Here is a 26522-nt window from a genome sequence, read left to right as displayed (position 1 = left end):
ATCAGGGCATGCTCACCGCCGAGAGTGCCCGGGCAACGCCGATCAGTTGCTCCCGGTTCTCGACCCGGCGGTGCCACGAGAGAGGAAAGGCACCAGAGCCCCACGCGGCTCCGGCAAGAGCTCCCGTAACCGCCCCGACCGTATCGGCGTCGCCGCCGAGGTTGACCGCCGTGATTACCGCTTCAGCCGCATTCCGGGCCCTCATGAAGACGGCGACGGCACAGTGCGTGCAGAGGACGGCGTCGAGCGAGGGAACGAGGGGATGACGACCGTAGGCTCCGAGCAGAGCGGCGACCTCGTCGCTCCGGCATGCCGCGAGCGCCCGTTCGTAGGCCGCACCCCGGGACGCGCCGCGGGAGAGTTCGGAGACCATCCGGTTGATGAACGCCGAGGATTCACCCGCCACCGGGTCGTAGTGAGTCAGCCGCGAGCATGCCATGCTGACATCCCGGACAAGAGCCGGACGGTAGAATATCCCGATGGAAACGCCACGCATGACACTCCCGTTGCTTCTGCTCCCCCCGACCGCTTCGTGCACCGCACGGGCGGCGGCCTCCGGCTCGACCCCCGTTTCGATCAGGTCGAGAACGCGGCGCGAGGTCGGCCCGTAAAACTCCGGATGGGCGTGATACCCGCGGATAAGCCTCGAAACAAAATCAGCAGGTGCGAACCCCCGGCCATGGATGAGCGACTGCGCAAGTGCGCACGCCTGCAGTGTATCGTCGGTGTACTGCCCCGGGCGGACATGGTGAATTCCGCCTCCCTGCATCTCCGTTACCTTTCGGAGCGGCGGGCGAGCCCCTTCGAGGGGCGCACCCAATGCGTCCCCAAAAGCCAGTCCAAGCAGCGCGCCGGCTGCGCGCTCAAATCGCATATAAAGATCACCAATAAACTATATTTACCCAAATACTGTAGTAATTTTCGAGGAAAAGGTGATAGTGTGCAGAAGGAAGAGCTACTCCATTTACACATGCTTCTAGTGCATGTCAGGAAATACTACGAGAACATCACCAGCGAGGAGATCCAGACCGAACGATACAACTCCCTGCATATCTCCCCCGTCCACATCCATAAAAACAAAGTTTCACACAAAAAAGCTATCCTCGCACTCGGCGACGAGATCGTGCACCATATCCGGACAAACCACAACCCATTTGTCGAATATCGTCTGGAGATGCCGTCCGAGCGCGTCGCCACCGAGTAGTTGCACACGCAATGAACGAAGACGAGATTTACCGGGAGATCATCTCCCGCATCTATTCTGCAGGATGGGAGACTGTCGATATCCAGAAGATCAAACTCGAGATCTGCCGGCAGTACAGCGTCAGCATGCCGAAGAACTCCGCAATCCTCGCCGCCGCACGGCCGGAGGAGCGGGAACGGCTGCGGAAGATCCTGCTCGTAAAACCGACACGGACGATCTCGGGCGTAGCGCCGGTCGCGGTGATGACCTCGCCTCACCCCTGCCCCCACGGCATATGCCTCCCCTGTCCCGGGGGGCCGGAGCACCCGTTCAAGTCGCCCCAGAGTTATACCGGCGAGGAGCCGGCGGCACTCCGGGCACGGGAACACGCATACGACCCATATAACCAGGTACAGGCACGCCTTGCGCAGTTCCAGATGCTCGGCCACCACATCGATAAGGTGGAGCTGATCGTGATGGGCGGGACGATGACCGCCCGCCCGCTTGATTACCAGCAGTGGTTCGTCGGGTCGGCCGTCCAGGCGATGAACGACTACCCGGACGCCGGCACGCCGCCCGTAGAGGGAGCGGTCGACCTCGAGGCGATCTTCACCGCGAACGAGCAGGCACGGGTACGATGCGTCGCCACCACCTTCGAGACCCGGCCGGACTGGTGCCGGGAAGAGGAGATCAACCGGATGCTCGAGATGGGCGTGACAAAGGTCGAGCTCGGCGTCCAGCATCTCAAAGACGCCATCCTCGAGTACAACCGGCGCGGCCATACCGTCCGGGAGAGCGCGGAGGCGAACTGCATGCTCCGCGACGCCGGGATCAAGGTAGGGTTCCACATCATGCCGAATCTTCCGGGGAGCTCGATCGAGGAAGACCGGCGGATGTTTGAAGATCTCTTCAGAGACGAGCGGTTCCGGCCGGACTTTCTGAAGATCTACCCGACCCTCGTCACCCCGGGCTCGGAGATCGAGAGCCTCTGGGAACGTGGCGAGTACCACCCGTACACCGAGGATGAACTGATCGATCTCATCGCCTACGGGAAGTCACTCTTTCCGGAGTACGTCCGTCTCCAGCGTATTCAGCGGGATATTCCCGCAAAACTGATCGTCGCCGGTTCCAGGCACAGCAACTTCCGCCAGCTCGTACAGGCGCGGCTCAGCGAACAGGGGCTCCGCTGCCGGTGCATCCGGTGCCGGGAGATCGGCCGTTCCCCCAGGGTCGGAGAGGCGGCAGTCTCGACCCTACCCTACCGGAGTTGCGGCGGCGAGGAGGAGTTCATCCAGGCGAGCTCCGGGGATGCCCTCATCGGCTTTGCACGCCTGCGGTTCCCGGGCAGGGCGCTGCGGCCCGAGCTTGCGGGTGCGGCGCTGCTCCGGGAGCTGCACGTCTACGGCAGCATCGTACCGCTCGCCACCAGCGCATCGGACGACGAGTGGCAGCACCGGAGTTTCGGCAACAGGCTGCTTGCGGCCGCCGAAGAGAGCGCCAAAAATCACGGCTACGATCACCTCGCCGTGATGAGCGGGATCGGGGTCCGCCCGTACTACGGGAAACAGGGATATCAACGAAGGGGCCCATATATGATCAAGACGCTAGCATGAAACCCGCCACGCTCGAATTTCTCAAACAGAGGTTCACCGAATATTACCGGAACGGCCATCTCCCCGCTCCGTCGTCCCTCGAGCAGCGGGAGTGGGGTTTTATCTTCTTCGATACATCTTCCGACGTCAGAATGCGCCGCCACATGGCCTTTACCGACCAGCGGGAACTCGCCGATTACCTGCGGAGCATGATTCCCGCCCACGCGTACTACTCTACCGCGTACTACGGCATGCCGGGTGCGCCGACGATGAACGACAAAGTCTGGACCGGCGCAGACCTGATCTTCGACCTCGATGCCGACCATATCATGCGCGGACCCTACGCGGAGATGCTTGCACGGGTCAAGGAGGAGACCGAGAAGCTGATCGCGATGCTGACCGGCGAGCTCGGATTCTCCGCCAGGGAGATCTCCGTGGTCTTCTCCGGCGGCCGCGGATACCACATTCACGTCAAAGATATCGCCATCCGTGAGTGGGGCAGCCAGGAGCGCCGGGAACTCATCGATTACGTCTGCGGCACCGGACTCGATCCGGGCGTGATGCTCGCACCCGTCCGCACGCCCCCCGGCGGATGGAAGAGGCGCTATCTCGACGCCCTCGGCGAGCACCTCCTCTGGCTCAAAGGTCTCCCCGAAGACGAAGCTATCGGCATCCTTTCCGATATCAAGGGAATCAAACAGAAACAGGCGGCCGAATTTCTCACGGAGATCGATGATCTCGTAGGCGACCTGCGGGAGCGCCGGACGGAGAGCCTGCTTGCAAGCCGCACGATACGGGCGCTCATCTCGGGAGAGGGGTCGGCGTTCGAGCAGCGTGTCCGGGCGAAGGGCGCGCACGCGGACGAGCCGGTGACGACCGATATCAAGCGGCTGATCCGGATGCCGGGGTCGCTCCACGGCGGGAGCGGCATGCGGGTCGTGCCGCTCGGCGCCAACGAACTCGCCGGGTTCGACCCTCTTGTGGACGCGGTCGTCTTCGGCGAGCGGGACGTAAAGGTCGAGATGAAGACCGCCATCGCCACGTCGCTGCTCGGAAACACCTATACGCTGCAGAAAGGCATCACGACCATCCCCGAAGCGCTTGCAGTCTTCGTCTGCTGCCGTGGGATGGCCGAGGTCGCCGGGGAGGGAAGCGATGGATCTTGAGAAACTCCGCCAGCTCCTGCTCGATATGCACCACTCCGGGAGACTCGCCGATATTTCGCCCCACCTCTACGACGAGACCAGAGAGTACCTCGAGAAACTGAAGAACGACTACTACGCTCTCGCAAACCCACTCGAGACGAGGGCAGGAAGCCTTATCATCGAGGAGATAGGCAGCATCCGGGATACCACCCAGGAGATATTCTCGATCAGGACGCGCCAGATCCTTGACCTCGCATTTCAGCAGTTCGAAGGCCAGTACACCGACCGGGACGAGTCGAGGAAGATGCTCCCGGCCGAACGGGTGATGTTCCGGCAGATCGTCGGCGCCATCGAGGAGTGCAGGCGCACGCTCATCTTCGGCGACGAGGCGCAGGGTCTCGGGGAGGCCGCAGGAGACGAACCCGTAGCAGGCTCCATGCCGGCCGCACCGAAGGAGAAGAGAAAGCGAGCCGCTTCGGCAGGAGGCGTGGCCGCCGAGTACGCCCTCGTGCATATCACGCAGGATATGGACTCGTTCATGGGTGTGGACGGCAGGGTTTATCACCTCCGGCAGGGAGACATCATAACGATCCCGGAGCGGAATGCAGATGTGCTCTGTGAGCGCAACATAGCCTTAAATATTAGACTTAACAAGTAATATTGGTACTTTGTATCAATTTCATCGAGGATATTTCCATGAAGATGCCAGTCAAATTTAAAACATACTGTCCGTTCTGCAGGAAACATGAGATCCACGAGATCGAGAGGGTGAAGAAGGGCAAGACCCGCCACTTCAACTGGATCGACCGCCAGAAGGCACGCAGAGGCACCGTCGGTAACATGGGTAAGTTCTCCAAGGTGCCCGGTGGCGACAAGCCGACCAAGAAGGTCAACGTCCGGTACCGGTGTGCGGTCTGCGGCAAGGCGCACCTGAGAGCAGGGTTCAGAATTAGCAAATTCGAGCTGACGGAGTGAGCAATACATGGTACAGTTAAACAGAGAGAACCGGAGCAAGTTCTACCGGGTCAAATGCCCCGACTGCGAGAACGAACAGATCGTCTTTGAGAAGGCAAGCACCGTTGTAGACTGTGCAGTCTGCGGACATATCCTTGCAGAGCCCACCGGCGGCAAGGCAAACATAAAAGCTGAAATACTGGCAGCACTTGAGTGAGTAGTTACATGCGTGAGAGAGAATGGCCCGAGGACGGCGAACTCGTCGTCTGCACGGTGCAGAACGTCAGGGATTTCGCGGCATTCGTGACCCTCGACGAGTACGACGGTCGGCAGGGCCTCATCCCCATATCCGAGATAGCGAGAGGCTGGATCAAGTATATACGGGACTTTGTGCGTGAAGGGCAGAAAGTCGTCTGCAAGGTGCTGAACGTCGACGCCGGACGCGGTCATATCGACCTTTCTCTCAAAGACGTCAACGAACACCAGCGGCGTGAGAAGATCCACGAGTGGAAGAGCGAGCAGAAGGCCGGAAAGTGGGTCGGATTCGTGACCGAGGCGACGGGGGTCGAGCGGAAAACCATCGAAGAAGCGTTTTACCGCGAATACGGCCTGCTATATCCGGGTTTCGAGGAGATCGTCGCCACCGGCGGAGAGTCGCTGGAGAAGTTTACCTTCGACCCGAAGGTCAAAGAGTCGCTCAACACCATCGCCCACGAGAACGTCAAGGTCTCGAAGGTGACGATCACCGGGCACCTGATTCTCACGTCGGCAAAGCCCGACGGGGTCAATGTGATCCGAAGAGCTCTTCGAAGTGCGCAGCCGAAGGTCGACGACGTCGAGATCGACTTAAACTACGTAGGTGCTCCCAAATATCGGATCAAAGTGACCGCACCGGACTACAAGACGGCTGAGAAGGCGATCGAGAAGGCCGCAGCCGCTGCAGTCGGTGTTATGGAGCGGGCTGAAGGCACCGGAAAGTTCGTTCGAAAACAGAAGTCCGGTTAAGGCGTTATGAGTGGCCGCATACGACGCTGCGCATACGACCGTACCTATACGCTGAGAGAGACCTGTCCGGCCTGCGGGTGCCGGACACGGGTCGCTCATCCTGCACGTTTTTCGCCACAGGACAGGTACGGACGATATAGAAGGATGGTACGGGAATGAACGAAGTAACCATACATTTTTTGCGGGATGACAATATCAAGGCGCCCATCCTCATCGAAGGGCTCCCGGGAGTCGGACAGGTAGGGAAGCTCACGGCGGAATATATTATGGAGAAGCTCGGGGCGGAGAAGATCGCCGAGATCCACTCGCTCCATTTCCCGCCGCAGGTCATCGTCGACGAAAACGGTGTCACCCACCTCGTCAACAACGAGATCTACCGTTACGAAAACGGCGATACGACGCTCCTCTTCCTCGTAGGCGATTTCCAGAGCACCTCTCCTGCAGGGCACTACGTCCTGACCGAGGCGTACCTCGATATCGCCGAAGAGCTCGGCGTCGAGCGGATCTACACCCTCGGCGGCTACGGGGTCGGTCACCTCGTCGACGAGAACCGGATCTTCGCAGCCGTGAATATGGAGCACCTCCGACCCGAAGTCGAGGAAGCCGGCGGGTCGTTCCAGACCGCCGAGATGGGCGGCATGATCGTCGGTGCCTCCGGCCTCCTCCTCGGCCTCGGTGCAGAGCGGAATATCGAGGGGATCTGCCTGATGGGAGAGACCTCCGGCTATATCGTCGACCCGAGGAGTGCCGAGAGCCTCCTTGCCGTCCTTACCCGCCTGCTCGGGATCGAGATCGATCCGGCCCTTCTGCGGCAGCGTGCAGAGGATATGGAGCAGATCATCGCCAAGATCAGGGAAGCCGAAGAGAGCAAAGCGGCAGAAGAGCTGACCTATATCGGCTGAACCGGCCACGCCACCTCTTCGCTCTTTTTTCCAGCAGCACAAATGCACCTCTACGCCGATCTCCATATCCATTCGCCCTACGCCATGGCGACGTCGCCGTCGATGACACCGGAGGCGCTCCTTCGTGCAGCGGGGCGAAAAGGGCTCGGAGCTCTTGGAACCGGGGATGCACTCCACCCGGGGTGGCGGCGAGCCTGGACAACGTTTCTTGAGAACGACGAAGGGATCGTCGTCGTGCCCACCGCCGAAGTCGAGGACTGCCACCGCATTCATCACCTGATCCTGATGGAGGATCTCGACCGGTGTGCAGATCTTGCTCTGGCACTCTCCGATCATAGCAGAAACATCGACACGGCAGGACGGCCGCATGTCGCGCTCACGGGCGGCGCGATAGCAGAGCGGGTGCATGACCTCGGGGGCATGATCGGCCCTGCGCATGCATTCACGCCGTGGACAGGGATATATGGCCATGCCGGGAGCGTCCACGACTGTTACGGGGCGGAATCGATAGACTTCCTCGAACTCGGCCTCTCCGCCGACACATCGTACGGCAGCGGTATCGCCGAACTCGCCGCGGTTCCCTTCATCTCAAACTCCGACGCCCACAGCCCGGCACCCCACCGGCTCGGCAGGGAGTTTACCGGTCTCGATCTTCGGGCACCGACGGCCCGGGAGGTACTCGGTGCCGTCGGAGAAGGGCGTATCACGATGAACGCCGGTTTCTTCCCGGAGGAGGGGAAGTACAACCGCACCGCCTGCAGTGTGTGTTATCGCCAGTACACCCGGGAAGAGGCCGGAATGCTCGGGTGGCGGTGTCCGGAGGACGGCAGACGGATCAAGAAGGGTGTCGCCGATCGGGCTGCCGAGCTTGGGGGCGGCGTCCCGGGGGAGCGGCCGCCGTACCTGCACACCATCCCCCTCACTGAGATTATCATGCAGGTACTCGGGGTCGCGTCACCCCTTACAAAGCGGTGCAGTTCTCTCTACGACGACTTTCTGGCAGTCTTTGGGAGCGAGATCACCGTCCTTGCAGCAGCATCGGCCGGGGAGATCCGGGAGGTTCACCCTGCCGTCGGAGACGCCGTCGATGCACTCCGGAACGGGCGGGTAACCCTGCACCCCGGAGGCGGAGGGCGTTACGGCAGCTTTTCGTTTCTTTAACTTACCTCCGGAACTCTTTTTTGTCCAGGCCGGTTCGATCCGGATGGTAAATGTGTCGGCACGGGGCTGCACCCTGCACCCACATTCAGGGATAATTATATAAACGACGAAATGTATCGATTGCCTTCATGAGACTATGGTATGGTATCCTCGGGCTCCTTGTACTCGGCATCTGCATTGCCGGATGTACACAGCCCCTGGAAAATGTAACCGGCAACGAGACCCTCCCCGGGCTGCTGCCCGGGAACGAGACGACGACTGAAACACCTATGGAGACTCCGGCCGAGAACATGACGGGGAACGAAACGCCGGCGATGAACGAAACCCCACCCGGAGTGCCGCCGGCTGAACCGCCCGCCACTCTGAACGAGTCCGCGTACTCGGTGAGCATCCAGGATAGCGGCTTTAACCCTGCAAGCCTTGAGGTTCCGACCGGCAGCATGGTTGTCTGGACAAACGAAGGGAGCGAAAATCAGACCGTCACCGGCATAGGGCTCGGGAACGCCTTCGACTCCGGCCTCATCGCTCCCGGAGAGAACTTCACCTGGGGCTTTATGACCCCCGGCATCTACAACTACACATCGCAAACGACCGGGGCCAGCGGCAACGTCGTCGTCGGAACGATGGGTGAGACAAATTCGACGGGGCAGTGAAGGCTTCCCCTCAAACTTTTCCTCTGAAAACAGAGGAGGCCTACCGCGGCAGGCCGTGATGATTGACAACATATTTCTCCCGAAAAAACGTTTTTAATTGTAACGCCGGATGCCGCTCGCTCCTCTCCGGCTTTAAGGGGCAGATCCCCGTGAAGATACGGGCAAAGACCATTCTCATCGTGACCATCACGCTCATCGGGCTGATCGCCGTCCTGTACGTCGCATCCGATGCCTTCGTACTGCAGGGGTTCGAGCAGGTGGAAGAGGAGGAGGCACGGCAGAACGTCGAACGCATGGTCTCCGCCCTCCTTAACGATATCAATACTCTCGACGCACTCACCTGTGAGATGGCGTCGTGGGATGAGACGGCCGGGCTCCTCGAGAGCGGGGCGCTCGACAATACCTGGCCGAAGATCAGCGATCCGACCTTCGAGCGGCTCGGGGTGAACCTCATCGTCATCCTGAACGGTTCGGGGGAGGTCGTCGCCGGCAGGGCGTACGACCAGATCGGAGGGGCGGCAATGCCGGTACCGGCCGATCTCCTCCCCCATCTCGCCGCAGAGATGCCGCTCGTCGATACGGCAAGGCATCCTGCCGGTGTGATGGGGCTTCTGCCGCTCATAGATCAGCCGTTCCTGATCGCGTCCCGCCCGGTGATCGGCCGGGGCGGCACCGGGGATCCGCTCGGGACGATCGTTATGGGGCGCTACCTCGACGAGGCCGAGGTGACCCGCATCGCGATGATCACCTCGCTCCCGGTCACCCTGCACCGGTACGACGACCCGCTCCTCCCCGAAGACGTGACGCGAGCCCGGGAAGCCCTCTCCGCAAGCCTGCCGACGTTCATCGAGCGGGGAACCGGCGACTTTGTCATCGGAAACGTCCTGACATCCATCGAACCGCTGAACGACGACACGCTCTGCGGGTATGCCGTCATCGGGGACATCTACGGCAACCCGGCATTCATGCTCCGCCTCGCGATCCCACGTGAGATCTACGCCCAGGGAACGCTCAGCACAACCTACTTCGTCCTCTCGCTCATTGCAGTCGGCCTCATCTTCGGCCTTATCTCGCTCCTGCTCCTCGACCGGACGGTTCTCTCCCGCCTCTCGTTTCTGAGCACGACCGTAAGCGGGATCGGATCGAGCAGAAATTTCTCGGCCAGAGTCACGGTTCCGGGGAGAGACGAGATAACCTCGCTCGCAACCGATATCAACGGGATGCTCGGCGCCCTTGAGACGGCGCAAAGAAGGCTCGAAGGTCGCCTCGTCGAGAGTGAGGAACGCTACCGCCTCTTCTTCAACAGCGGAAACGACGCCGTATACGTCTTCTCCGTGGACGAGACCGGGATGCCGGAACGGTTCGTCGAGGTGAACGACGAGGCGTGCAGGCGGCTTCAGTGCGAGCGTGAGATCCTCGAGAGCACCCATCCTGCCGCGATCGTCGGGGAGGGTGAGGAGACGACGGTGCGGGAAGTGATGCACCGGCTTCTCGCGGAGCGGCACGTCCTCTACGAGACACGGCATACTGCCACCGACGGGACGGAGATCCCCGTCGAGGTCAACGCCCACCTCGTCATGCACGAAGGCCTGCCCATTGTCATCGCCATCGCCCGTGACGTCACCGAGCGCAAGCAGATGGACGAGCTCAAGAGGCAGGCATTCGGCCAGATTCAGAAGAACTACGAGCAGTTCGCGATCTTAAACGACCAGATCCGGAACCCCCTCCAGGTCATCGTCGGCCTCGCCGGGATGGAAGAAGGTGTGATCGGCGAGAAGATCACAGAGAACGCGAAGATCATCGACGCGATCGTCGACGAACTCGATCGCGGGTGGATCGAGTCGGAGAAGGTGCGGGAGTTTCTGAAAAAGTATTACGGGTAGTCCGGGCCGATCACGTCCGGCGATATTCCACCGCTGCACCGACGAGGGCTTTTGCATACGTATCCGCGAAGTAGGCGTGGGTATACTGGCCGACGGCGTTCTGTTCGCAGAGGCCGTCACGGCCGTCCCCGATCCCTTTCCCCCGGGAGAGCGAAAGCAGAAATCGGGCGTCCGGGTCGCAGTCGAGGCGCGAGTAATGGAACTCGTGCCCCCGGAAGACCGTCCCGGCAGGAAAGAACGGTGTCCCGGCAGGTGCAACCCGCGCCTCCACGTACCCGAGCCCCTGGATCCGGCCGGTCATCTCCGCCCGGGCCGGGAGGACTCCCGCCATCGGGTACCTTCCCTCGCCCTCGATCCTTTCCGTCAGGTAGACAAGGCCGCCGCACTCGGCGTAGACCGGCATCCCGTCGTCCACGGCATGTTTCACATCCTCCCTGCACCGGGACGCCGAGAGAGCAGCGGCGTGGAGTTCGGGATAGCCGCCGCCGAGGTACAGGGCGTCGACCTCGGGGAGGCGATCCATCATCGGCGAGAAGAAGCGGAGAGTCGCTCCTGCGGCGGTAAGCCGTTCGAGGTTGTCCCGGTAATAGAAGCAGAATGCCTCATCACGGGCGACACCGATGGTCGCCTCCGGCTCCACCGCACCACCCGATTGCGTCTGCAGGGCGGGGAGGGGCGGTGCTCTTTTTGCAATCTCCTCAATCCGGTCGAGGTCGCAGGCCGACTCGACAACCTCACCGAACGCCGCCATCGATGCCGTCTCGATCGCCATGGCGAGGCCGAGGTGCCTGCTCGCAACGGCGAGGTCGTCGCGCTTCGGCAGCCACCCGAGACCGGGCAGGGGAAGGCCGTGCTCGATCAGGGTGCGGTGGCGCGGGCTTCCCACCCGGTTGAAGACGGCGCCGGCGAGATGCAGGGCAGGGTCGAATCCGGCGAACCCACCCACCAGTGCGTGGGCGCTCCTGCTCATCCCCTTCACATCCACGGTGAGGATGACCGGTGCGGCGAGAATCTTCGCGACGTCCGCCGTGCTCGCTTCGTCGGTACCGTCGAGCCCGTCGTAGAGCCCCATCACGCCTTCGATCACGGCGATATCTGCGCCCCGGCACGCAGCGGCGAACGTCGCACGGACACCCTCTCTCCCCATCATATAGGGGTCGAGGTTGCGCGAGGGTCTGCCGCAGATGGCGGTGTGGTGTGTCGGATCGATGAAGTCGGGTCCAACCTTGAACGGCTGCACCACGCGGCCTCGGGCCGTCAGCGCCGCCATAAGGCCGCTTGCGAGGGTCGTCTTCCCGCACCCGCTGTGGGTTCCTGCTATCACGATCCGGGGAATCTCGGTTGTCACGTGTCAATACTGTTGAATACCGGATAAAATAAATATGACTTAATACAACCGGCATATAGCAAATAGTATTGTGTTAATACAAGGAAATTTGTGTCTGCGTCGTCAGAGACCGGGCAGATCAGGATTATGGTGATAACATGCATATAATGGAAGGATTCTTGCCGAGCCCGTGGTGGGAGATATGGTTTGCCGTATCCATCCCGTTCATCCTCATCGGGCTCTACCAGATGAACAGACTCGTGAAAGAGAACCGTGAAACCCTGCCGCTTCTCGCGGTTGCCGGAGCATTCGTCTTCGTCCTCTCATCGCTCAAGCTGCCGTCGGTAACCGGGAGCTGCTCTCACCCCACCGGGACGGGCCTTGGCGCCATTCTCTTCGGCCCGTTCATCGCATCGGTTCTCGGGCTAATCGTCCTCATCTACCAGGCGCTCTTCCTCGCGCACGGTGGGCTTACGACCCTCGGGGCGAACGTCTTCTCGATGGGAATCGCGGGCCCGGTCGTCGCCTACCTCATCTATAAAGCCGGGACGAAAGCCGGGATCAACACCTACGTCACGGTATTCCTCGCCGCCGCGCTCGCCGACCTCTTCACCTACGTCGTCACCTCCGTCCAGCTCGCACTCGCCTTCCCCGGAGAGGCAGGATTCTTCACGGCATTCCAGGCGTTCGCCGCGATCTTCGCCGTCACCCAGGTGCCGCTCGCCATCGTCGAAGGCGCCGTCATCGCCCTCGTCTTCAAGTACATCGTCCAGCTCAAACCCGAGATACTCACAAAGCTCAACCTTCTCTCCGAGAAGACCATCCGGACACTGCAGGAGGCGGCAGCGTGAAGTACACGCTTGAGATCGCCGTAGCGGCAATCATCATCATCTTCGCCGCAGTCTTCCTGGTTCAGAATGCAGCCATCCAGGCAAACCTCGGCGAGGGAGAAGAGGCATGGGGAGGAGCAGACGGAGGCGCCGCCGAGCTCATCGAGTCTTCGGGCTACGAACCATGGACGAAACCCCTCTGGGAGCCCCCGAGCGGTGAGATAGAGTCGCTCTTCTTCTCTCTGCAGGCCGCCATCGGCGCGATCATCATCGGCTACTTCTTCGGCTACTGGCGCGGCAGCAGAAAAACCGCGTAATTTTTCCCTTCTTCCAGAGAAAGCTATTACGAATCAGAAGAGGGAGGTGACAAAACGACCATGCACCGACTGCTCGAAGACTTTGCCCAGGAGAACGGGCTGCGGGACGTCAACCCGTCCTTAAAGATACTCCTCGGCCTCGGCAGCATTCTCCTCTGCGTATCGTCCCCGGGGCCTGCGACCCCCCTGCTCATTGCAGCCTCCCTCTCGGCGGTGACGATCGGGCTCGCCCGCATACCGCTCCGATGCTACGCCCGTCTGCTCATGGTTCCGGCCTCGTTCGCGGTGATGAGCATCGCCGTCATCCTCTTTCTCACCGGCGGTGGAGCGGTGCTGGTCGAGATTCCCCTGCCAGGCTTCGCACTCACCGTCACCACCGGCGGAGCGAACTTATCGCTCCTCCTCGCGGCCCGGGTACTCGGCGGCATGTGCTCTCTCTTCTTCATATCGCTCACGACGCCGATGACGGATATCTTTACGGTCATGCAGCGGCTCCGGTTTCCGACCGTTTTCATCGACCTTGCCATGCTCACCTACCGGTTCATCTTCGTGCTGATCGATGAGGCCGGCCAGATCTATCGGTCGCAGCGGATGCGTCTCGGCTACGGAACCTTCGCCGAGTCTATCCGGTCGTTCGGGATGCTCGCGGGAGCGCTCTTCCTGCGGACATGGGAGAGCGGCGAAGACCTGATGCGGGCCATGGACGCCCGGTGCTACGACGGCAGGTTCGGGCTTCCCGATGAGGCGCCCCCCGTCTCCCCTGCCTCGGCTCTCGGGGTCGTTTTGTACCTGGCGTGCGTCGCAGGCGTCTCCTGGACGACCGCGACTATCACACTCTGCTAAAAGGACATTTATCATGGGAACAATTCTGGAGATACAGGACGCACGATACCGGTATCCGCACGGGCCGGAGGCGCTCAAGGGTGTCAGTATCCGCATCAGGCAGGGCTCGAAAGTCGCTCTCGTCGGCCCGAACGGGGCCGGCAAATCGACACTCTTCCAGCTCTTCAACGGGATGATCAGGCCGGACAGCGGGAGCGTCCTCTTTGCCGGGACACCGATCGAATATACGGCGAAAGCGCTCCGGGAACTCCGAAGAAGCGTCGGCCTCGTCTTCCAGAACCCCGACATCCAGATCATCGCCCCTACCGTATACCAGGACGTTGCCTTCGGCCCGGTAAATCTCGGCCTTGCCCGGGACGCCGTAGACCGTGCCGTCCGGAGTGCGCTCTCCGCCGTCGGGCTCGCCGGCTACGAGAGGAGGCCGCCCCACCACCTCTCCGGAGGCGAGAAGAAACGGGTCGCGATCGCAGGCATTCTCGCCATGGAGCCCGACGTGCTGGTCTTTGACGAACCGACGAGTTCCCTCGACCCTGCGAGTTCCGAGGAGATCATGGACCTCCTCGACGAACTTTCCACAGGCGGCAGGACGATCATCATCTCGACCCACGACGTCGAACTCGCCTACCGCTGGGCGGATCACGTCATCCTGATGGAGCAGGGCATGGTTCTTGCGCGGGGCTCGCCCGAAGAGGTCTTCTCCGATCATTCGCTCCTGCGGGCGGCACGCCTCAAACCCCCCTGGATCCTCGACCTCTACCACGAGCTCGTGGCGAGGAGCATCGTCGAGGGGCGTGCCCCGCCGAAGAGTGTCCTCGAGTTCACCGACCGTATCGAGCAGCACGTCCACGGCCATGCCCCTCGCCGGGGTGAGGCGGAGGCGATGGGGACGGTTTACATCTGCAACGCCGACACCGTCAGCGGCGACGAACTCCGCCTCCTCTTCGAGGAGGGACATGTCGACCACATCGGGGCGATGGGCAGCAGGGCGAAAGAGTTTGCAAACCGGGAACTCATCCTCCTTGATTTCACCTACGGCGTCATCGACAAGTGCATCTTAAAGAGTCTCATCGGCGAGAACTCCCTGATCATCACGTCCGGCGGCATGATCGAGCATGTACACCGGCGGATAAGCGAGTACAGTGCCGAGAGCGGAAGAGATCTCGCCGCCGTCACCGTTCCAGAGGCTGGAGCCCTCCGTCCCGCCGGCCGCATCGCAGACTGTGACTGACGGCCGGGATCACCCGGTTCTGCATCCATTCGCCATTCATCCGGAAGACCGATAGGTTCTTTGTCTGTCACCCGCACTCACCATGAACGACGGGAGCGGTTCGCAGGTGACTGCAGAGATACCTCCCGGGAAAGGACGGGATACGTATGCAACTTCCGGATCACAAAACCAAGATCGTATGCACGATAGGGCCGGCATCGGACTCGGTGCCGGTGCTGAAGGAGATGGTGGAAGCGGGGATGAACGTCGCCCGGCTCAACCTCTCCCACGGCACGTTCGATGAGCACCGGAAGACTATCCGGAATGTCCGCAGGGCTGCGGACGAGGCCGGCCGCCTCGTCTCGATCCTGATCGATCTGCCCGGCCCCAAGCTCCGGATCGGCACCCTTCCGGAGGAGCCGATGCAGCTGGCGAAAGGCGAGGTGGTCACCCTTACCACGAAAAAAGGCTCGTATGAATCTCGCGAGATACCCGTCGATTTTTCCCGGTTTGCAGATCTCGTCTCGGAGGGGAGCATCATCTACCTTAACGACGGGTTCATCCAGCTCCGGGTGACCGAGATTGTCGGAGAGGACGTCCGCTGTCAGGTGGTCATCGGCGGACCGCTCCTCTCGCACAAAGGCATGAGCCTGATCGGCGGCGAAGGAGTCGTGGCCGTCAGCGCCGTGACCGACCGGGATCTCGAGTGCATCGACTTCGGCCTCGCCGAAGGGCTCGACACCTTCAGCATCTCCTTCATCCAGAACGCCGCAGATATCGATAAAGCGCGCAATTACGCCGCGGAAAAGGGAAAGGCCATTCATATCATCTCGAAGATCGAGCGGCAGGAGGCGCTCGCAAACCTCGACGAGATCCTCGCGGCGACCGATGGCGTGATGATCGCACGGGGCGACCTCGGCGTACAGATCCCTATCGAGGAGGTCCCCGCCGTGCAGAAGCGGATCATCCTCAAGGCCACCACGCTCGGCAGGCCGGTGATAACCGCCACGCAGATGCTCGAGTCGATGACCGACAACATCCGCCCGACCCGTGCCGAGGTGACCGACGTCGCAAACGCCATCCTCGACGGAACGGACGCAGTGATGCTCTCGGGAGAGACCTCGGTCGGCCACTACCCCGTCGAGGCGGTCGGAATGATGGTGAAGATAGCACGCAACATCGAAGAGAGACGCTCGAGCATCGCCGGAAGATGCGGCCTTGTCGACTACTTCCGGAGAGGCAGGGGCAGAGCGGGGATAACGATCAGCGACGTGGTCTCCTTAAACGTCATCGAGTCGATGGAGGCGCTCGGGATCCGGTACGTCCTGACACCGACGCGGAGCGGAGCAACGCCCCGCCACATCTCCCGGTTCAAACCGGATTCGTGGATACTCTCGTTCACCCGGAATCCGAGCACTCATAAGTTCCTGGCATTCTCCTACGGAGTATACTCGGTCTTCATCCGCAGCGAGGAGGAGTACTGGCACGGGGCGATGCTCGAGTTCATCAGGGAGTCGGGGGTTATCCGGCGCGGGGAGCAGGTCGTGCTCACCGAAGGTATATCACCCAGCTACGAGGGCACTGATTCGCTCATTATCTTCACCGTGGATTAGGGACACAAAACCCTATCCCGGATCACTCCATAACCTCTATGGATAATGGAGACGGCGGAAATTTCCGGCGGGAATGCCGGTTCCCTCGCACCGGCGGATGCAGATACCCTGAAACAGAAGACGGCTCGCCTCTCGATCGCGTCGAATACGTTTCTCGTGTTTGCCAAACTCGGTGTCGGCATCGCTATCGGCTCGGTCGGTATCATATCCGAAGCGATCCACTCGGGGATAGACCTGGTTGCAGCGCTTATCGCCTACTTCGCGGTCAGGCGATCGAGCGAGCCTCCCGACCAATGCCACACCTTCGGCCACGGCAAGTACGAGAGCGTCTCCGGCCTCATCGAGGCACTGCTCATCTTCGTCGCCGCCCTGCTGATCATTAACGAAGCCGTAACGACCCTCATTACGGGCGAAGAGTCGCTCGCGACCGAAGCGCTCGGTATCGGTATCGGCGTCATGGCGCTTTCGGCGGTGATCAACTGGTTCATCTCGGCCCGCCTCATGCGGGTGGCGAAAGAGACCGAATCGATCGCGCTCGAGAGCGACGCGTGGCACCTCCGGACGGACGTATATACGTCGCTCGGCGTCTTTGCGGGGCTCGTGCTGATCCGCGTGACCGGCCTTACGATACTCGATCCCCTGGTTGCCCTCGGCGTTGCGGTCATTATCCTGAAGGCTGCGTTCGATCTGACCCGCCGTTCGCTCGCCGATATCATCGACCGGAGCCTCCCCCCCGACGAGGAGGCGCGGATACGCGGGATCATCTGCGATCACTGCTCCGATTACGTCGGGTTCCACGCTCTGCGCACCCGCCGCTCCGGCCCGAACCGGTTCATCGACCTCCACCTTGTCGTCGCCCGGGGGTCGAGCGTGGAGGAGTCGTTCGACCTCGTCAAACACCTCGAGTCCGACCTGAAAACCGAGTTCCCGCGTGCAAGCGTTACGATCCGCGTAGAGCCCTGCTCCGGGGACGGCTGCGCCTCCTGCGACTCGATCTGTCCAACCAGGAAGCCCTGAACCTCCGGCTCAGCACCGGATTCTTCCGGGGAAGCGGCGGAGCTCACCGGAATGGTTTTCCAGTAAAAAGAGAGAGAGGATGCCTTTCACCCGGGCGGGGAGGAGATCTGCTCCTTTCCGGAATCTCCTCCCACAGCAGGAGGAATCAGTTCCGGAACCAGCCGAAGAGCCCCCTGTCCTGCCGTTCCCTGACGGCAAGCTCGAGGAGGCGCTGCTCTTCCTCTTCGACGATTCTGATCTGCTCCTGCAGCATCGTCCGGGTCTGGTTGTCGCAGGTAGCGTTCTCGCAGAGCCGGGAGAGCTCCTGGGTCTGCTCACGGGTCCGGTTCGCCTGCTGCTCTAGCAGGTCCGCCGCCTCCGCATCTCCCCCGAAGAAGAACCGTGCAAAGCTGTTCCTCGACCGGATCCGCTCTTCAGCCCACTCGGTCTGGTTGGCGGATTCGTTCAGGTTCCGTGCGATGGCCGATACCTGCGGCCCTATCCCGCCGGTCCGGTTCTCCATGGCAAGGAGGCTGTGGACGGCATAGCGAACCGGATTGAAGTGGTTCGCGGTGAGCGACCGGTTCGCCTGCTCCTGCTGGTGCTCCCGCTGCCGCTCCTCTATCTGCAGTTTGTGCTCCTCGTTCTTTCTCTCCCGGCTCTCGTTCGTGAGCGGGCCGGGCTGCTCGTCCGAGGTTTCGTTCCCGGCATCACCGGTCAGTGCCTGCTGCACCGTTGCACCGTTTCCGTTACCCTGGCTGCCGCCCTTTCCATTTCCGGTTTCAGGCTGCACCCCCTGACCATTGCCTCCTTTCTCGGCCAGTGCGATCCCCGGCAGGAGAAGAAGGCAGACAATCAGGACTGCAATCAGTTTCTTTATCATCTCTTCGCCTCACAGTGTCTACCAAAGCCTCTGATGCGGATATTTAAACAATGATCGAACCTCCGGGTTCAACCGGTGAACCGGCGGGTGACCCGCGTAGAGATCAAAGGAACATGCTCAGAACGACGCAGGCGGCGACCGGCACGACGAGATTATCGTCGATCGGTGTCGTCAGTTCGACAAGGCCGGAGACGACGGCAACCGCCAGCGCCGCACCCGGCGGCACCAGGAAGAGCAGCACCGAGAACGTCACGGCGATACCGAAGAGCGTGCCTTCGACTGATTTTTTATTGTAGATGCGGTGTCTCCCGTACCGCACGCCGAATATCGTCGTCACGCTGTCGAGCAGCGCGAGCACCACGAGGGCGGGAAAGACCACTGCCGTCGGGAAGAAGACCAGACAGAAGAGCGCCCCGAGGGCGAAGAAGAGCGCACCCTTGCCGGGGACGGCATCGCGCCGCTCAAGCCGTTCGATGATCTGCGAAATGCCGGGGATAAAGTAGCCCCGCTGGAGCGCGTCCGAGAGGATGAACCCGGCGAAGAGCGCGATCATGAGAACCGAGATGGTAATCGTGCTGTCGAAGAGGAAGACAAAGCCTGCAATGCCGAGGCCGAAGATCAGGTGAACGACCTGACGGCCTGTCTCGTTCATCCTAGAAGTGTGGGCTGCCGTGACGATTAAACTCTGCGGCAATCCGGCATGGCCGATAGCAAGAAGCGGCCTCTCTGCACGGCGTGAGACAAAGGTCAGGACAGCCTGATTTCACCCGGGGCTCTCCTCGAACGCCATAAAAATCCGTATGAGGATGAAAACAGGCGTTTTATTACCTCCCGGACACATTCTTTCGCATGAAGTTATTCACCGCCTTCACGGTCTTTCTCGTGATGCTGCTCTGCCTCACCGCAGCAGGGTGCACAAACGCCACGGAAGAGGCACCACCGGTGAACGGAACCGGGACGGCATCCGCGGAAGAACTCGTCGCCTTCGTCGAACAGGCCTACGCCTTCGCCGGAGAACACGGTAAAGATGCGGCGATAGAGGCATTCAACGACCCGAACGGCGAGTTCGTCCGGGGGGATCTCTACATCTTCGCCTACGACTATGCAGGCACGACGCTCGTGCTCCCCCACGAACCGGAGATCGTCGGCACGAACCGCATCGATCTCCGGGATGCGAACGGCGTCCCGTTCATCCGGGAGATGATCGGCGTTGCCGGGAACGGGAGCGGGTTTTTCCGCTACCACTATCCGAATCCGGAAGCAGGCTTTGCCATCGAACCGAAGCTGAGTTACGTCATGCGCGTGGACGAGACCTGGTGGCTGGGAGCCGGGATCTACGGACAGGAAGCCGAAGCAGCCTCGCCGCAGGTTGATGCCGACCGCCACGCAAAGGCGCAGATCGTCCGGTTTGTTGAGGATGCGGCCGCATACGCACGCACGAACGGCAGAGAGGCTGCACTCGCGGCGTTCATGGACAGAAACGGCCCGTTCGTCATGCAGGAGGTGTACATCTATGCCCTCGACTTCAACGGCACCTGCCTCGCCCTCCCCTACCAGCCCGATCTCGTCGGGACCAGCATGATCGACCTTTCGGACACCTACGGCGTCAACGTCACCCGGGTCGAGATCGACCTTGCGAGAGAGGGCGGCGGGTTCATCTTCTACCACTACCCGAACCCTGCCCGGAACTTCACCGTCGAGCCGAAGATGAGTTACGTCCAGCAGGTGGACGAGACCTGGTGGATCGGAGCGGGGATCTACCTCTCCGACCTCACCGAAAACAGCCTAGCCACGAGGAACGGGATGCGGGCGCTCCTCACCGGGATCGAAGACGGGGTCGATGCGTCGCTCGCGGCCGTGGACGCCAACGTCTCCGAGGCTGCCCGACACTTCGGAGCGGCCGGTATGACAGGAGAGGGGACGGCGGGCGTGCTCGAATACCTCGTCGCCTCCTCGCCCGCCGCGGTCGATGCCGTCACGTTCGGGCCCGACGGCCGGATCCTGGCGGTCGCACCCGAGGAGTACCGGGAGAGTATCGGCGTTGATATCAGTGAACAGGCGCATATCGTCCGCGTCCTGAAAGAAGGAGAACCGGCGCTGAGCGGCGTCTTCACCACCGTCGAAGGATTCGCCGCCGCTACCATCGCCCGCCCCGCCGCCTCACCTTCGGGAGAGATTCTGGGCGGCGTCTCTCTTCCGTTCAGGCCGGATCTGCTCCTTGCAGACGTCATCGTCCCCGCGGTGAACGGCACCGGCACCGTGGTGACAGTCATCCAGACGGACGGGCGGGTACTCTACGACCCCGATCCGGCCGAGATCGGGAAGATGACCTTCGCGGATCCGATCTACGCGGATTATCCAGACCTGCTGACGGTTGCGCGGCGGGTTGCCGCCGAGCCTGAAGGAGCCGGAGGATACGAGTTCCTGGCAACCGGGAGCACAGAGCCGGTGCGAAAAGAGATCGTCTGGGGAACGGCCGCCCTCCACGGGACAGAGTGGCGGATCGTGGTTACGAAGGAAGCGGCCTCGTAACCGACCGGAGCCACTCCTTTTTTCAGGGATTACCCGCCGCCCGGCCTCTCCCTCCTGAGCGCTGCCCTCGCTTCCTCATCGGAGATAGCATACATCGCCTGCGCCTCGAGCGCAACCACCCGGAGGACCACGGCAACGTCGTCGAGCCGGCGCTTATGATCGCCCCGCACATGTTTGCGCACCTCGTGCAGCCGCTCGAGCGCGGTGCCGACGTTGCAGATGGTGCAGAGTGCGCTCTCCCGTGTCCCGATCTCCACGACCGGGCGGTGAGTCTTCGGATCGGATTGTTCAGCCTTCATACCAGGTCAGTCCCGTACCATTCTTCGCGTTCCATTCCGCTTGAAGGTTACCCCATAACGGAAAGACCCAGCAGTATGCCTTATATCCTGTCGGACCGCACCTCTGTGATCACCAGTGATGCTGCAGGAGAAGACGGAAGGTGAGCGACATGATAGAATCGGTTAAAACCGCATCGGATTACCTGCTGGGGCGGGGGCCGGTCGCACTCACCGCCATGAAGTTCGTTCTCCCGCTCGCCATCATCCCGCTGGCGCTCGGCCTCCTGTACCTGAGCCAGCCGTACGAAACGTTCCTTCTCTACACCACCGTCTCTGCGGCCTACTTCGTCCCGCCTGCCGGAAAGGAGTCGCTCATTCCGCTCGCCATCCTCGCCGGGCAGCCGTGGTGGCTTATCACCATACTCTTTGTAGCCCTCGATGCCGCGGTCGCCCTCTTCATCGCCTGGAACTTCGAACTTGCGATGAAAGTGCCCCTCCTCGGCCGCCTGCTCAAACGCGGACTTGCGGTGATGAACGAGTACAGCGAGGCGCACCCCGGTATCAGGAGCGTCTCAACCGTCGGCCTCTTCCTCTTCGTCTTCTTCCCGTTCCAGGGAACCGGCGCGATGAACGGTTCGATCCTCGGGCGCCTCCTCGGGATGGATGCAGAGCGGGTCTTCGCCTGCGTCATGGCAGGATCGATCGGCTCCTGCCTCACCATCGCCCTCGGTACGGATCTGATCGTCACGCTCTACCGGCAGAACCCACTGCTCGGTATCGCCGTGCTGCTTCTTGCCGTGCTCGGGGCGGCAGGCGCGTTCTTCGGGTGGCGGCGGCACCAGCGCCGGCTCCGGGAACGGATGCCCTGACAATCGGTTACTCGTCCTCCGGAGGAGCGTAGTGCCGGACGAGGAACTCGCGGATCTTCATCGACTCGAGCCATCCCATGTCGAGCTTCCTGACGAGATCGTCGATCTCCTCAGACTGCGCGAGAATGATCTCGGCCGTCCTTCCTTCGGTCATGGCCGCAAGGCCGACGATAACCTGCAGGGGATTTCGGATATGATCGTTGAGCGTCGCCAGCTGTTCGAAGTTCCTGTCGATCAGGTAGAGTGCTTCGCGAATCTGCTCCTCCTGCCGCGCCTTCTCCGTGATATCGATGACGACGCCGATAAGCCCTCCGACGTCGCCCTCGCGATCGCGCTCGGGTTCGAGGGTCAGCGAGAAGCGGTGCCTCTGCCCGTCGAGGGTTACCGGTATCTCGGCCTTCAGATCACTGCCGCTCTCGAGCACCTGCCGCTTGAGCCGGGTAAGGAGAGCGGCATCCTCCGGCAGAAAGAGATCGGCATCGGTTCTGCCGAGGAAGGTATCGGGAGCCCGGTTCCCGGGAGCATTGAATACCCAGGTATAGGTGAGCTGCCGGTCCTGGTGGAAGACAAAGACCGGCGAGTGCTTCAGTGCCGCCTTAAAACGCCGTTCACTCTCTGCGAAAGCCGTCTCGGCACGCCTCCGCCCCTCGACCTCCGACCGGAGTTCCTCTGTCCTTCGCGCGACCTCCCGCCGCAGCAGAAGAAAGCCACCGAAGAAGCAGCCGGCGAGCAGGAGCGCCGAACCGACGGCTACACCGATCCATTCCGGAACGACCTGGCGGGGTGCACCGCCAAGCCACGTCCCGAGCGACCGGTAGTAGACCGATTCCGGATCGGCCTTCAGGAAGGAGAGATGGCGGTCGAGATCATCGAGAAGAGCGGAGTTCTTCCCCGAAGGAGCGGCAAAGAGGAGTTCTTTCGGGCTGCAGACGATCGGCGTCTCTTCAATATCGTATCCGATCCCGGAGAGGTAGCCGGTGCTTCTGCCCACGAGGCCGGCATCGGCGATCTCTTCGTCGACAGCCCGGAACACGGCCCGGTAGTCGCCGACGACGACGAAGGTGCAGTGAATACCGGAGAGGTCTGCAAGCTCGCGGAACGAAGCGTAGTAGACATCGTCCTCCAGCACGGCTATCCTTTTTCCGTCGAGGTCTGCGACGGAGAAGAAACCGGCGCCCCGCCGGGAGACAATCTGCCCCCAGTCTACCACCAGGGACTCACGGGAGAAATCGAACAGTCGATCCCGCTCTTCGGTATACGCTATTGCCGCAAGGAGATCGATCTCTTCCCGTTCAAGCCTCGCCATGCACTCCGGCCAGGTGCCGGGAACATACACAATCCGCCATCCCTCCTCCGCTGCGACGTATTCCAGAATATCGATGCCGAAACCCGAGACGGTTCCATCATCCCCGATACCGCAGAAGGGAGGAGCATGGTAGACACCGACCCTGATGCCCGGATCCTCAGGCGGGATCACAGCCGCCCCGGCCGGCAGGGGAACCGCCGCCAGGAAGACCAGAAGGAGAAGGATCGCCGACCGCTCCGGGAGGCGCCGCCTCTTCCATCGGGTTCCAGGAGCTCCTGCTACCATGCCTCTATCCTCGGGAGCGGGGCTTTTCTCCGGTTCGTCCGTGACACGGTACTACCGCCGGAGAGAGGGGAGCCGGAATGGCCTTGAGAGCAAGATCGCGTTTTATAAACTGCATTCTCGGTCAATCCTGTCGAACAGCCCCGGTTTCGATTTTTCACCGAAAATTATCGATGAACGGTTCCGGTGTAACTAAATAGTAAGATTGGTTTTTCACGCATTTATGCCAAATCGACTGGATCCGTCCAATGGTACTGGATCCAGCGGCTCACGGAGCGGTCGAGGACGGGAATAGGACTCATTATCCCATGAAATGTCATTCCGCAACGATTTTGAAATGTTCATATGCTGCGAAAACATTTCTAGTACAGGATTATCAGCCGGTGAAAGGAGAGAGGCTCATCCCGCCGCCGCGGGGCGGGAAAGGGTGGAAAGGCGATCTCCGGCACCGGTATACCGCCGCGACCGGCCGCCGGGGGCTTATCCAATGAAAATTCTTACGCGCACGCTGGTTATCATCGCCCTGACCCTCGCCTGCCTTCTCGGGACACTTGCTCTCGTGTCGGGCGTTCTGCTGCTCGAGAGCTATACGTCGCTCGAAGAGCAGGAGATGCAGGAGCAGATGCAGCGGGCGACGCGTGCGCTCGAGAACGAGATCGCCTCGATAAACAGGATGAACGAGGACTGGGCGCAGTGGGACGATACCTACGCCTTCATCGAAGACCGGAACGAGGAGTATATCGGATCGAATATCGTCGATACGACATTCAGCAACCTCGGCCTGAACCTGATGCTGTTTGTAAACAACTCGGGGCAGATCGTCTTTTCAGAGGCGTTCGACCTCTCCTCAGATACATCCTCCCCCCTCCCGGGCGAGATCGCCGCACGGATCATCGCTGAAGAGCGCCTTACCCACCATCCCCATACCATGAGCAGCGGCAGCGGCATCCTCCTCCTTCCGGAAGGCCCGATGCTCATCTCTTCGCAGCCGATAACCACGAGCGCCGGGGAAGGGCCGGTCAGGGGAGCCCTGCTGATGGGGAGGTACCTCGATCCGGCGATGATCAGGCACCTTGCAGATACGACGCAGCTCTCGATCGCCCTTCTCGACCCGGACGGAGACATGAATGCAGCCCTGCATGAGGCGGGGGGCGTCGCCGTGCTTCCGGTGGACGACAAAACCATCAGCGGGTACACCACGCTCACCGATCTCTCCGGAACGCCTGCTGCGGTTCTGCGTGTGGACGCGCCGAGGACGATCTACCAGCAGGGTCTTGCTGCCATCACCTACCTCTTCTTCGCACTGCTGGCAGCCGGGGTGGTATTCGGGATTGCATCCGTCCTTCTCCTGAAGGAGAGTATCCTCTCCCGGGTGGCATCCCTGCATGCCGACGTCACGGCGATAGGAACCTCGGGGGCGTTCGCCTCCCGTCTCCCGGAGACGGGCGACGACGAGATCGCGGGGCTTGCCGGCGCAATCAACGGCATGCTGCACGCCCTTGAGGAGAGCAACGACCGCTACCGCCTCCTCTTCAACACCGGAAGCGATCTTACGCTGGTCTACACCGTCGGCGACGACGGCAGCCCCGGGAAGATCCTCGAGGCGTGCGACCATGCGTGCAGCAGGCTCGGGTACCTCCGGGAGGAACTGCTCGGTCTGCCGGCATCCGCACTTATCGACCGGGACACAACCGCCGGTTCGGCGAGCCCCGGACTGTATGCTGCCGAGATAAGGGGGAAGGACGGCACGCCGATTCCGGTCGAGGCGATCTCCCGGGATATCACCCTGGACGGGCGGCGGGCGGAACTCGTCGTGGCCCGCGACATCACCGAACGGAGAAGGGCTGAAAAGCAGCTCGAGCAGTACAGGCTTCACCTCGAAGACCTCGTCAGAGACCGGACGAGCGAACTCTCAGCGGTGAACACCCACCTGAAGACCGAGATCGACGAACGGAGACGTGCCGAGGAAGACCTGAGAGAGAGCCGGCAGTACCTCGAGACGATCCTCGCGTCCATCCAGGCGGGAATCGTCGTCATCGATCCGAAGACGCACCTCATTGCCGACGCAAACCCCGCAGCACTCCGGATGATCGGGGCGTCGCGTGCAGAGATGCTCGGAAAAGAGTGCCACCGGTACATCTGTCCGCAGCAGCGGGGGAACTGCCCGATCACCGACGCCGGACAGCGGATCGATAACGCCGAGCGGGCGCTCATAACGGCGCACGGAACGAGGCTCCCTATCCTGAAGACCGTCGTGCCCGTCCACCTGAAGGGAGAGGAGTATCTCCTCGAGAGTTTTATCGACATCACCGAGCGCAAGCAGGCCGAAGAAGAACTCGAAAAAAGGGTTGCCGAGCGAACTGCCGACCTGCAAGCGGCCACCGAACGGCTCAGGGAAGAGATCAAAGAGCGCACCGCGCTCGAAGCCGAGAAGACGAAGGCCTACGAGCAGATAGACAAAAACATGGAGCAGTTCGCTATTTTAAACGACCACATCAGAAACCCGCTCCAGGTTATCGTGGGGATGGCCGATCTTGAGGAGACGCCCTCCTCCGCACGGATCATCGAGCAGGCGATGGCCATCGACGGCATCGTCACCGAGCTCGACCGCGGCTGGATCGAGTCCGAGAAGATACGGGCGTTCCTGCGCAAGCATCTCTGAGCGCCAGGGGGAGAAAAAACGAGGATGCAGGAGGGACACCGGCATTTCCCTCCGCCGGCGATGACGACGACATGATACAGCCCGAGCAGAAGATGCAGC

The 26522-nt window shown here is 61.5% G+C and carries 27 protein-coding genes; 21 read left to right on the top strand and 6 right to left on the bottom strand.

Annotated features, from left to right (window positions below; genetic code table 11):
- Position 1: 1 nt before the first annotated feature.
- The gene (locus ABH15_RS03550) at positions 2-874 is read right to left on the bottom strand and encodes an ADP-ribosylglycohydrolase family protein (protein WP_128692976.1); all 873 of its coding nucleotides are present in this window, start codon (positions 872-874) and stop codon (positions 2-4) included.
- A 66-nt stretch (positions 875-940) separates the two neighbouring features.
- Between ABH15_RS03550 and ABH15_RS03545 the strand changes: the two genes are divergently transcribed.
- The 12 genes from ABH15_RS03545 (at position 941) to ABH15_RS03490 (ending at position 10478) form a co-directional block, all read left to right on the top strand.
- A complete protein-coding gene (locus ABH15_RS03545; protein WP_128692975.1) occupies positions 941-1204 on the top strand; it encodes a UPF0058 family protein in 264 nt (87 codons plus the stop codon).
- 11 nt (positions 1205-1215) lie between these two features.
- The gene (locus ABH15_RS03540) at positions 1216-2796 is read left to right on the top strand and encodes a tRNA uridine(34) 5-carboxymethylaminomethyl modification radical SAM/GNAT enzyme Elp3 (RefSeq protein ID WP_128692974.1); all 1581 of its coding nucleotides are present in this window, start codon (positions 1216-1218) and stop codon (positions 2794-2796) included.
- On the top strand, positions 2793-3941 hold the full coding sequence (locus tag ABH15_RS03535) for a DNA primase small subunit domain-containing protein (RefSeq protein ID WP_128692973.1): 1149 nt from the start codon (positions 2793-2795) through the stop codon (positions 3939-3941). The genes ABH15_RS03540 and ABH15_RS03535 overlap by 4 nt, the downstream gene beginning before the upstream one ends.
- Complete coding sequence (locus ABH15_RS03530; RefSeq protein ID WP_128692972.1) at positions 3931-4578, top strand: DNA replication complex GINS family protein; 648 nt, start codon at positions 3931-3933, stop codon at positions 4576-4578. Before ABH15_RS03535 ends, ABH15_RS03530 begins: the two co-directional genes overlap by 11 nt.
- Positions 4579-4616: 38 nt before the next feature.
- On the top strand, positions 4617-4895 hold the full coding sequence (locus ABH15_RS03525; RefSeq protein WP_128692971.1) for a 50S ribosomal protein L44e: 279 nt from the start codon (positions 4617-4619) through the stop codon (positions 4893-4895).
- A 7-nt stretch (positions 4896-4902) separates the two neighbouring features.
- Entirely contained in the window at positions 4903-5091 is a 189-nt protein-coding gene (locus tag ABH15_RS03520; protein WP_128692970.1) for a 30S ribosomal protein S27e, read from the top strand.
- Positions 5092-5099: 8 nt separating this feature from the next.
- A complete protein-coding gene (locus ABH15_RS03515; RefSeq protein ID WP_128692969.1) occupies positions 5100-5879 on the top strand; it encodes a translation initiation factor IF-2 subunit alpha in 780 nt (259 codons plus the stop codon).
- Positions 5880-5885: 6 nt separating this feature from the next.
- Positions 5886-6038, top strand: coding sequence for an RNA-protein complex protein Nop10 (locus ABH15_RS03510; RefSeq protein ID WP_128692968.1), 153 nt, complete (start codon positions 5886-5888; stop codon positions 6036-6038).
- Positions 6035-6781, top strand: a complete 747-nt coding sequence (locus ABH15_RS03505) for a proteasome assembly chaperone family protein (protein WP_128692967.1) — start codon at positions 6035-6037, stop codon at positions 6779-6781. The genes ABH15_RS03510 and ABH15_RS03505 overlap by 4 nt, the downstream gene beginning before the upstream one ends.
- Positions 6782-6823: 42 nt before the next feature.
- Entirely contained in the window at positions 6824-7942 is a 1119-nt protein-coding gene (locus ABH15_RS03500) for an endonuclease Q family protein (protein WP_128692966.1), read from the top strand.
- 128 nt (positions 7943-8070) lie between these two features.
- Positions 8071-8595: a hypothetical protein gene (locus ABH15_RS03495; RefSeq protein WP_128692965.1), complete on the top strand. Its 525-nt coding sequence runs from the start codon at positions 8071-8073 to the stop codon at positions 8593-8595.
- 149 nt (positions 8596-8744) lie between these two features.
- Positions 8745-10478: a CHASE4 domain-containing protein gene (locus ABH15_RS03490; RefSeq protein WP_128692964.1), complete on the top strand. Its 1734-nt coding sequence runs from the start codon at positions 8745-8747 to the stop codon at positions 10476-10478.
- A 10-nt stretch (positions 10479-10488) separates the two neighbouring features.
- On the opposite strand, the gene ABH15_RS03485 is transcribed toward ABH15_RS03490, so the two are convergent.
- Positions 10489-11826 carry a cobyrinate a,c-diamide synthase gene (locus tag ABH15_RS03485; protein WP_128692963.1) on the bottom strand — a complete coding sequence of 446 codons (1338 nt, stop codon included), beginning with the start codon at positions 11824-11826 and terminating at the stop codon, positions 10489-10491.
- A 137-nt stretch (positions 11827-11963) separates the two neighbouring features.
- On the opposite strand from ABH15_RS03485, the gene ABH15_RS03480 reads away from it, so the two are divergent.
- The 6 genes from ABH15_RS03480 to ABH15_RS03455 all read left to right on the top strand — a co-directional run bounded on the left by ABH15_RS03480 (position 11964) and on the right by ABH15_RS03455 (position 17632).
- Positions 11964-12656 (top strand): energy-coupling factor ABC transporter permease, encoded by a 693-nt coding sequence (locus ABH15_RS03480; RefSeq protein WP_128692962.1) that lies wholly within the window; start codon positions 11964-11966, stop codon positions 12654-12656.
- Positions 12653-12952: an energy-coupling factor ABC transporter substrate-binding protein gene (locus tag ABH15_RS03475; protein WP_128692961.1), complete on the top strand. Its 300-nt coding sequence runs from the start codon at positions 12653-12655 to the stop codon at positions 12950-12952. The genes ABH15_RS03480 and ABH15_RS03475 overlap by 4 nt, the downstream gene beginning before the upstream one ends.
- Before the next feature lie 60 nt (positions 12953-13012).
- Positions 13013-13795, top strand: a complete 783-nt coding sequence (cbiQ, locus tag ABH15_RS03470) for a cobalt ECF transporter T component CbiQ (RefSeq protein ID WP_128692960.1) — start codon at positions 13013-13015, stop codon at positions 13793-13795.
- A 13-nt stretch (positions 13796-13808) separates the two neighbouring features.
- Positions 13809-15023 carry an energy-coupling factor ABC transporter ATP-binding protein gene (locus tag ABH15_RS03465; protein ID WP_128692959.1) on the top strand — a complete coding sequence of 405 codons (1215 nt, stop codon included), beginning with the start codon at positions 13809-13811 and terminating at the stop codon, positions 15021-15023.
- Positions 15024-15169: 146 nt separating this feature from the next.
- Entirely contained in the window at positions 15170-16615 is a 1446-nt protein-coding gene (gene pyk / locus ABH15_RS03460) for a pyruvate kinase (protein WP_128692958.1), read from the top strand.
- 45 nt (positions 16616-16660) lie between these two features.
- Positions 16661-17632 (top strand): cation diffusion facilitator family transporter, encoded by a 972-nt coding sequence (locus tag ABH15_RS03455; protein ID WP_128692957.1) that lies wholly within the window; start codon positions 16661-16663, stop codon positions 17630-17632.
- Positions 17633-17777: 145 nt separating this feature from the next.
- Here the strand turns inward: ABH15_RS03455 and ABH15_RS03450 are convergent, their stop codons facing one another.
- Positions 17778-18494, bottom strand: coding sequence for a hypothetical protein (locus ABH15_RS03450; RefSeq protein WP_128692956.1), 717 nt, complete (start codon positions 18492-18494; stop codon positions 17778-17780).
- Positions 18495-18597: 103 nt separating this feature from the next.
- Positions 18598-19146 carry a diacylglycerol/polyprenol kinase family protein gene (locus tag ABH15_RS03445; protein ID WP_128692955.1) on the bottom strand — a complete coding sequence of 183 codons (549 nt, stop codon included), beginning with the start codon at positions 19144-19146 and terminating at the stop codon, positions 18598-18600.
- A gap of 197 nt (positions 19147-19343) precedes the next feature.
- On the opposite strand from ABH15_RS03445, the gene ABH15_RS03440 reads away from it, so the two are divergent.
- Entirely contained in the window at positions 19344-21026 is a 1683-nt protein-coding gene (locus tag ABH15_RS03440; protein WP_128692954.1) for a cache domain-containing protein, read from the top strand.
- A 29-nt stretch (positions 21027-21055) separates the two neighbouring features.
- Here the strand turns inward: ABH15_RS03440 and ABH15_RS03435 are convergent, their stop codons facing one another.
- Positions 21056-21325 (bottom strand): hypothetical protein, encoded by a 270-nt coding sequence (locus ABH15_RS03435; protein ID WP_128692953.1) that lies wholly within the window; start codon positions 21323-21325, stop codon positions 21056-21058.
- Positions 21326-21474: 149 nt separating this feature from the next.
- Between ABH15_RS03435 and ABH15_RS03430 the strand changes: the two genes are divergently transcribed.
- Positions 21475-22173, top strand: coding sequence for a small multi-drug export protein (locus tag ABH15_RS03430; protein ID WP_128692952.1), 699 nt, complete (start codon positions 21475-21477; stop codon positions 22171-22173).
- A 7-nt stretch (positions 22174-22180) separates the two neighbouring features.
- Here ABH15_RS03430 and ABH15_RS03425 read toward each other — a convergent pair whose 3' ends face one another.
- Positions 22181-23764 carry a transporter substrate-binding domain-containing protein gene (locus tag ABH15_RS03425; protein WP_128692951.1) on the bottom strand — a complete coding sequence of 528 codons (1584 nt, stop codon included), beginning with the start codon at positions 23762-23764 and terminating at the stop codon, positions 22181-22183.
- A gap of 484 nt (positions 23765-24248) precedes the next feature.
- On the opposite strand from ABH15_RS03425, the gene ABH15_RS03420 reads away from it, so the two are divergent.
- The gene (locus ABH15_RS03420) at positions 24249-26423 is read left to right on the top strand and encodes a CHASE4 domain-containing protein (protein WP_164913621.1); all 2175 of its coding nucleotides are present in this window, start codon (positions 24249-24251) and stop codon (positions 26421-26423) included.
- Positions 26424-26522 lie beyond the last annotated feature (99 nt).

It is taken from the genome of Methanoculleus taiwanensis, from assembly GCF_004102725.1.
In the GTDB taxonomy this organism is placed as follows: domain Archaea; phylum Halobacteriota; class Methanomicrobia; order Methanomicrobiales; family Methanoculleaceae; genus Methanoculleus_A; species Methanoculleus_A taiwanensis.
Note: the sequence above shows the minus strand (reverse complement) of the source record. Positions and strands in the feature narration are given on the sequence as shown.

What these genes read in the sequence shown, in the direction of transcription:
- ABH15_RS03550 (WP_128692976.1), bottom strand. Translation starts at nt 874, where the DNA reads ATGCGATTTGAGCGCGCAGCCGGCGCGCTGCTTGGACTGGCTTTTGGG.
- ABH15_RS03540 (WP_128692974.1), top strand. Translation starts at nt 1,216, where the DNA reads ATGAACGAAGACGAGATTTACCGGGAGATCATCTCCCGCATCTATTCT.
- ABH15_RS03535 (WP_128692973.1), top strand. Translation starts at nt 2,793, where the DNA reads ATGAAACCCGCCACGCTCGAATTTCTCAAACAGAGGTTCACCGAATAT.
- ABH15_RS03530 (WP_128692972.1), top strand. Translation starts at nt 3,931, where the DNA reads ATGGATCTTGAGAAACTCCGCCAGCTCCTGCTCGATATGCACCACTCC.
- ABH15_RS03525 (WP_128692971.1), top strand. Translation starts at nt 4,617, where the DNA reads ATGAAGATGCCAGTCAAATTTAAAACATACTGTCCGTTCTGCAGGAAA.
- ABH15_RS03520 (WP_128692970.1), top strand. Translation starts at nt 4,903, where the DNA reads ATGGTACAGTTAAACAGAGAGAACCGGAGCAAGTTCTACCGGGTCAAA.
- ABH15_RS03515 (WP_128692969.1), top strand. Translation starts at nt 5,100, where the DNA reads ATGCGTGAGAGAGAATGGCCCGAGGACGGCGAACTCGTCGTCTGCACG.
- ABH15_RS03510 (WP_128692968.1), top strand. Translation starts at nt 5,886, where the DNA reads ATGAGTGGCCGCATACGACGCTGCGCATACGACCGTACCTATACGCTG.
- ABH15_RS03505 (WP_128692967.1), top strand. Translation starts at nt 6,035, where the DNA reads ATGAACGAAGTAACCATACATTTTTTGCGGGATGACAATATCAAGGCG.
- ABH15_RS03500 (WP_128692966.1), top strand. Translation starts at nt 6,824, where the DNA reads ATGCACCTCTACGCCGATCTCCATATCCATTCGCCCTACGCCATGGCG.
- ABH15_RS03495 (WP_128692965.1), top strand. Translation starts at nt 8,071, where the DNA reads ATGAGACTATGGTATGGTATCCTCGGGCTCCTTGTACTCGGCATCTGC.
- ABH15_RS03480 (WP_128692962.1), top strand. Translation starts at nt 11,964, where the DNA reads ATGCATATAATGGAAGGATTCTTGCCGAGCCCGTGGTGGGAGATATGG.
- cbiQ (WP_128692960.1), top strand. Translation starts at nt 13,013, where the DNA reads ATGCACCGACTGCTCGAAGACTTTGCCCAGGAGAACGGGCTGCGGGAC.
- ABH15_RS03465 (WP_128692959.1), top strand. Translation starts at nt 13,809, where the DNA reads ATGGGAACAATTCTGGAGATACAGGACGCACGATACCGGTATCCGCAC.
- pyk (WP_128692958.1), top strand. Translation starts at nt 15,170, where the DNA reads ATGCAACTTCCGGATCACAAAACCAAGATCGTATGCACGATAGGGCCG.
- ABH15_RS03455 (WP_128692957.1), top strand. Translation starts at nt 16,661, where the DNA reads ATGGAGACGGCGGAAATTTCCGGCGGGAATGCCGGTTCCCTCGCACCG.
- ABH15_RS03450 (WP_128692956.1), bottom strand. Translation starts at nt 18,494, where the DNA reads ATGATAAAGAAACTGATTGCAGTCCTGATTGTCTGCCTTCTTCTCCTG.
- ABH15_RS03445 (WP_128692955.1), bottom strand. Translation starts at nt 19,146, where the DNA reads ATGAACGAGACAGGCCGTCAGGTCGTTCACCTGATCTTCGGCCTCGGC.
- ABH15_RS03440 (WP_128692954.1), top strand. Translation starts at nt 19,344, where the DNA reads ATGAAGTTATTCACCGCCTTCACGGTCTTTCTCGTGATGCTGCTCTGC.
- ABH15_RS03435 (WP_128692953.1), bottom strand. Translation starts at nt 21,325, where the DNA reads ATGAAGGCTGAACAATCCGATCCGAAGACTCACCGCCCGGTCGTGGAG.
- ABH15_RS03430 (WP_128692952.1), top strand. Translation starts at nt 21,475, where the DNA reads ATGATAGAATCGGTTAAAACCGCATCGGATTACCTGCTGGGGCGGGGG.
- ABH15_RS03425 (WP_128692951.1), bottom strand. Translation starts at nt 23,764, where the DNA reads ATGGTAGCAGGAGCTCCTGGAACCCGATGGAAGAGGCGGCGCCTCCCG.
- ABH15_RS03420 (WP_164913621.1), top strand. Translation starts at nt 24,249, where the DNA reads ATGAAAATTCTTACGCGCACGCTGGTTATCATCGCCCTGACCCTCGCC.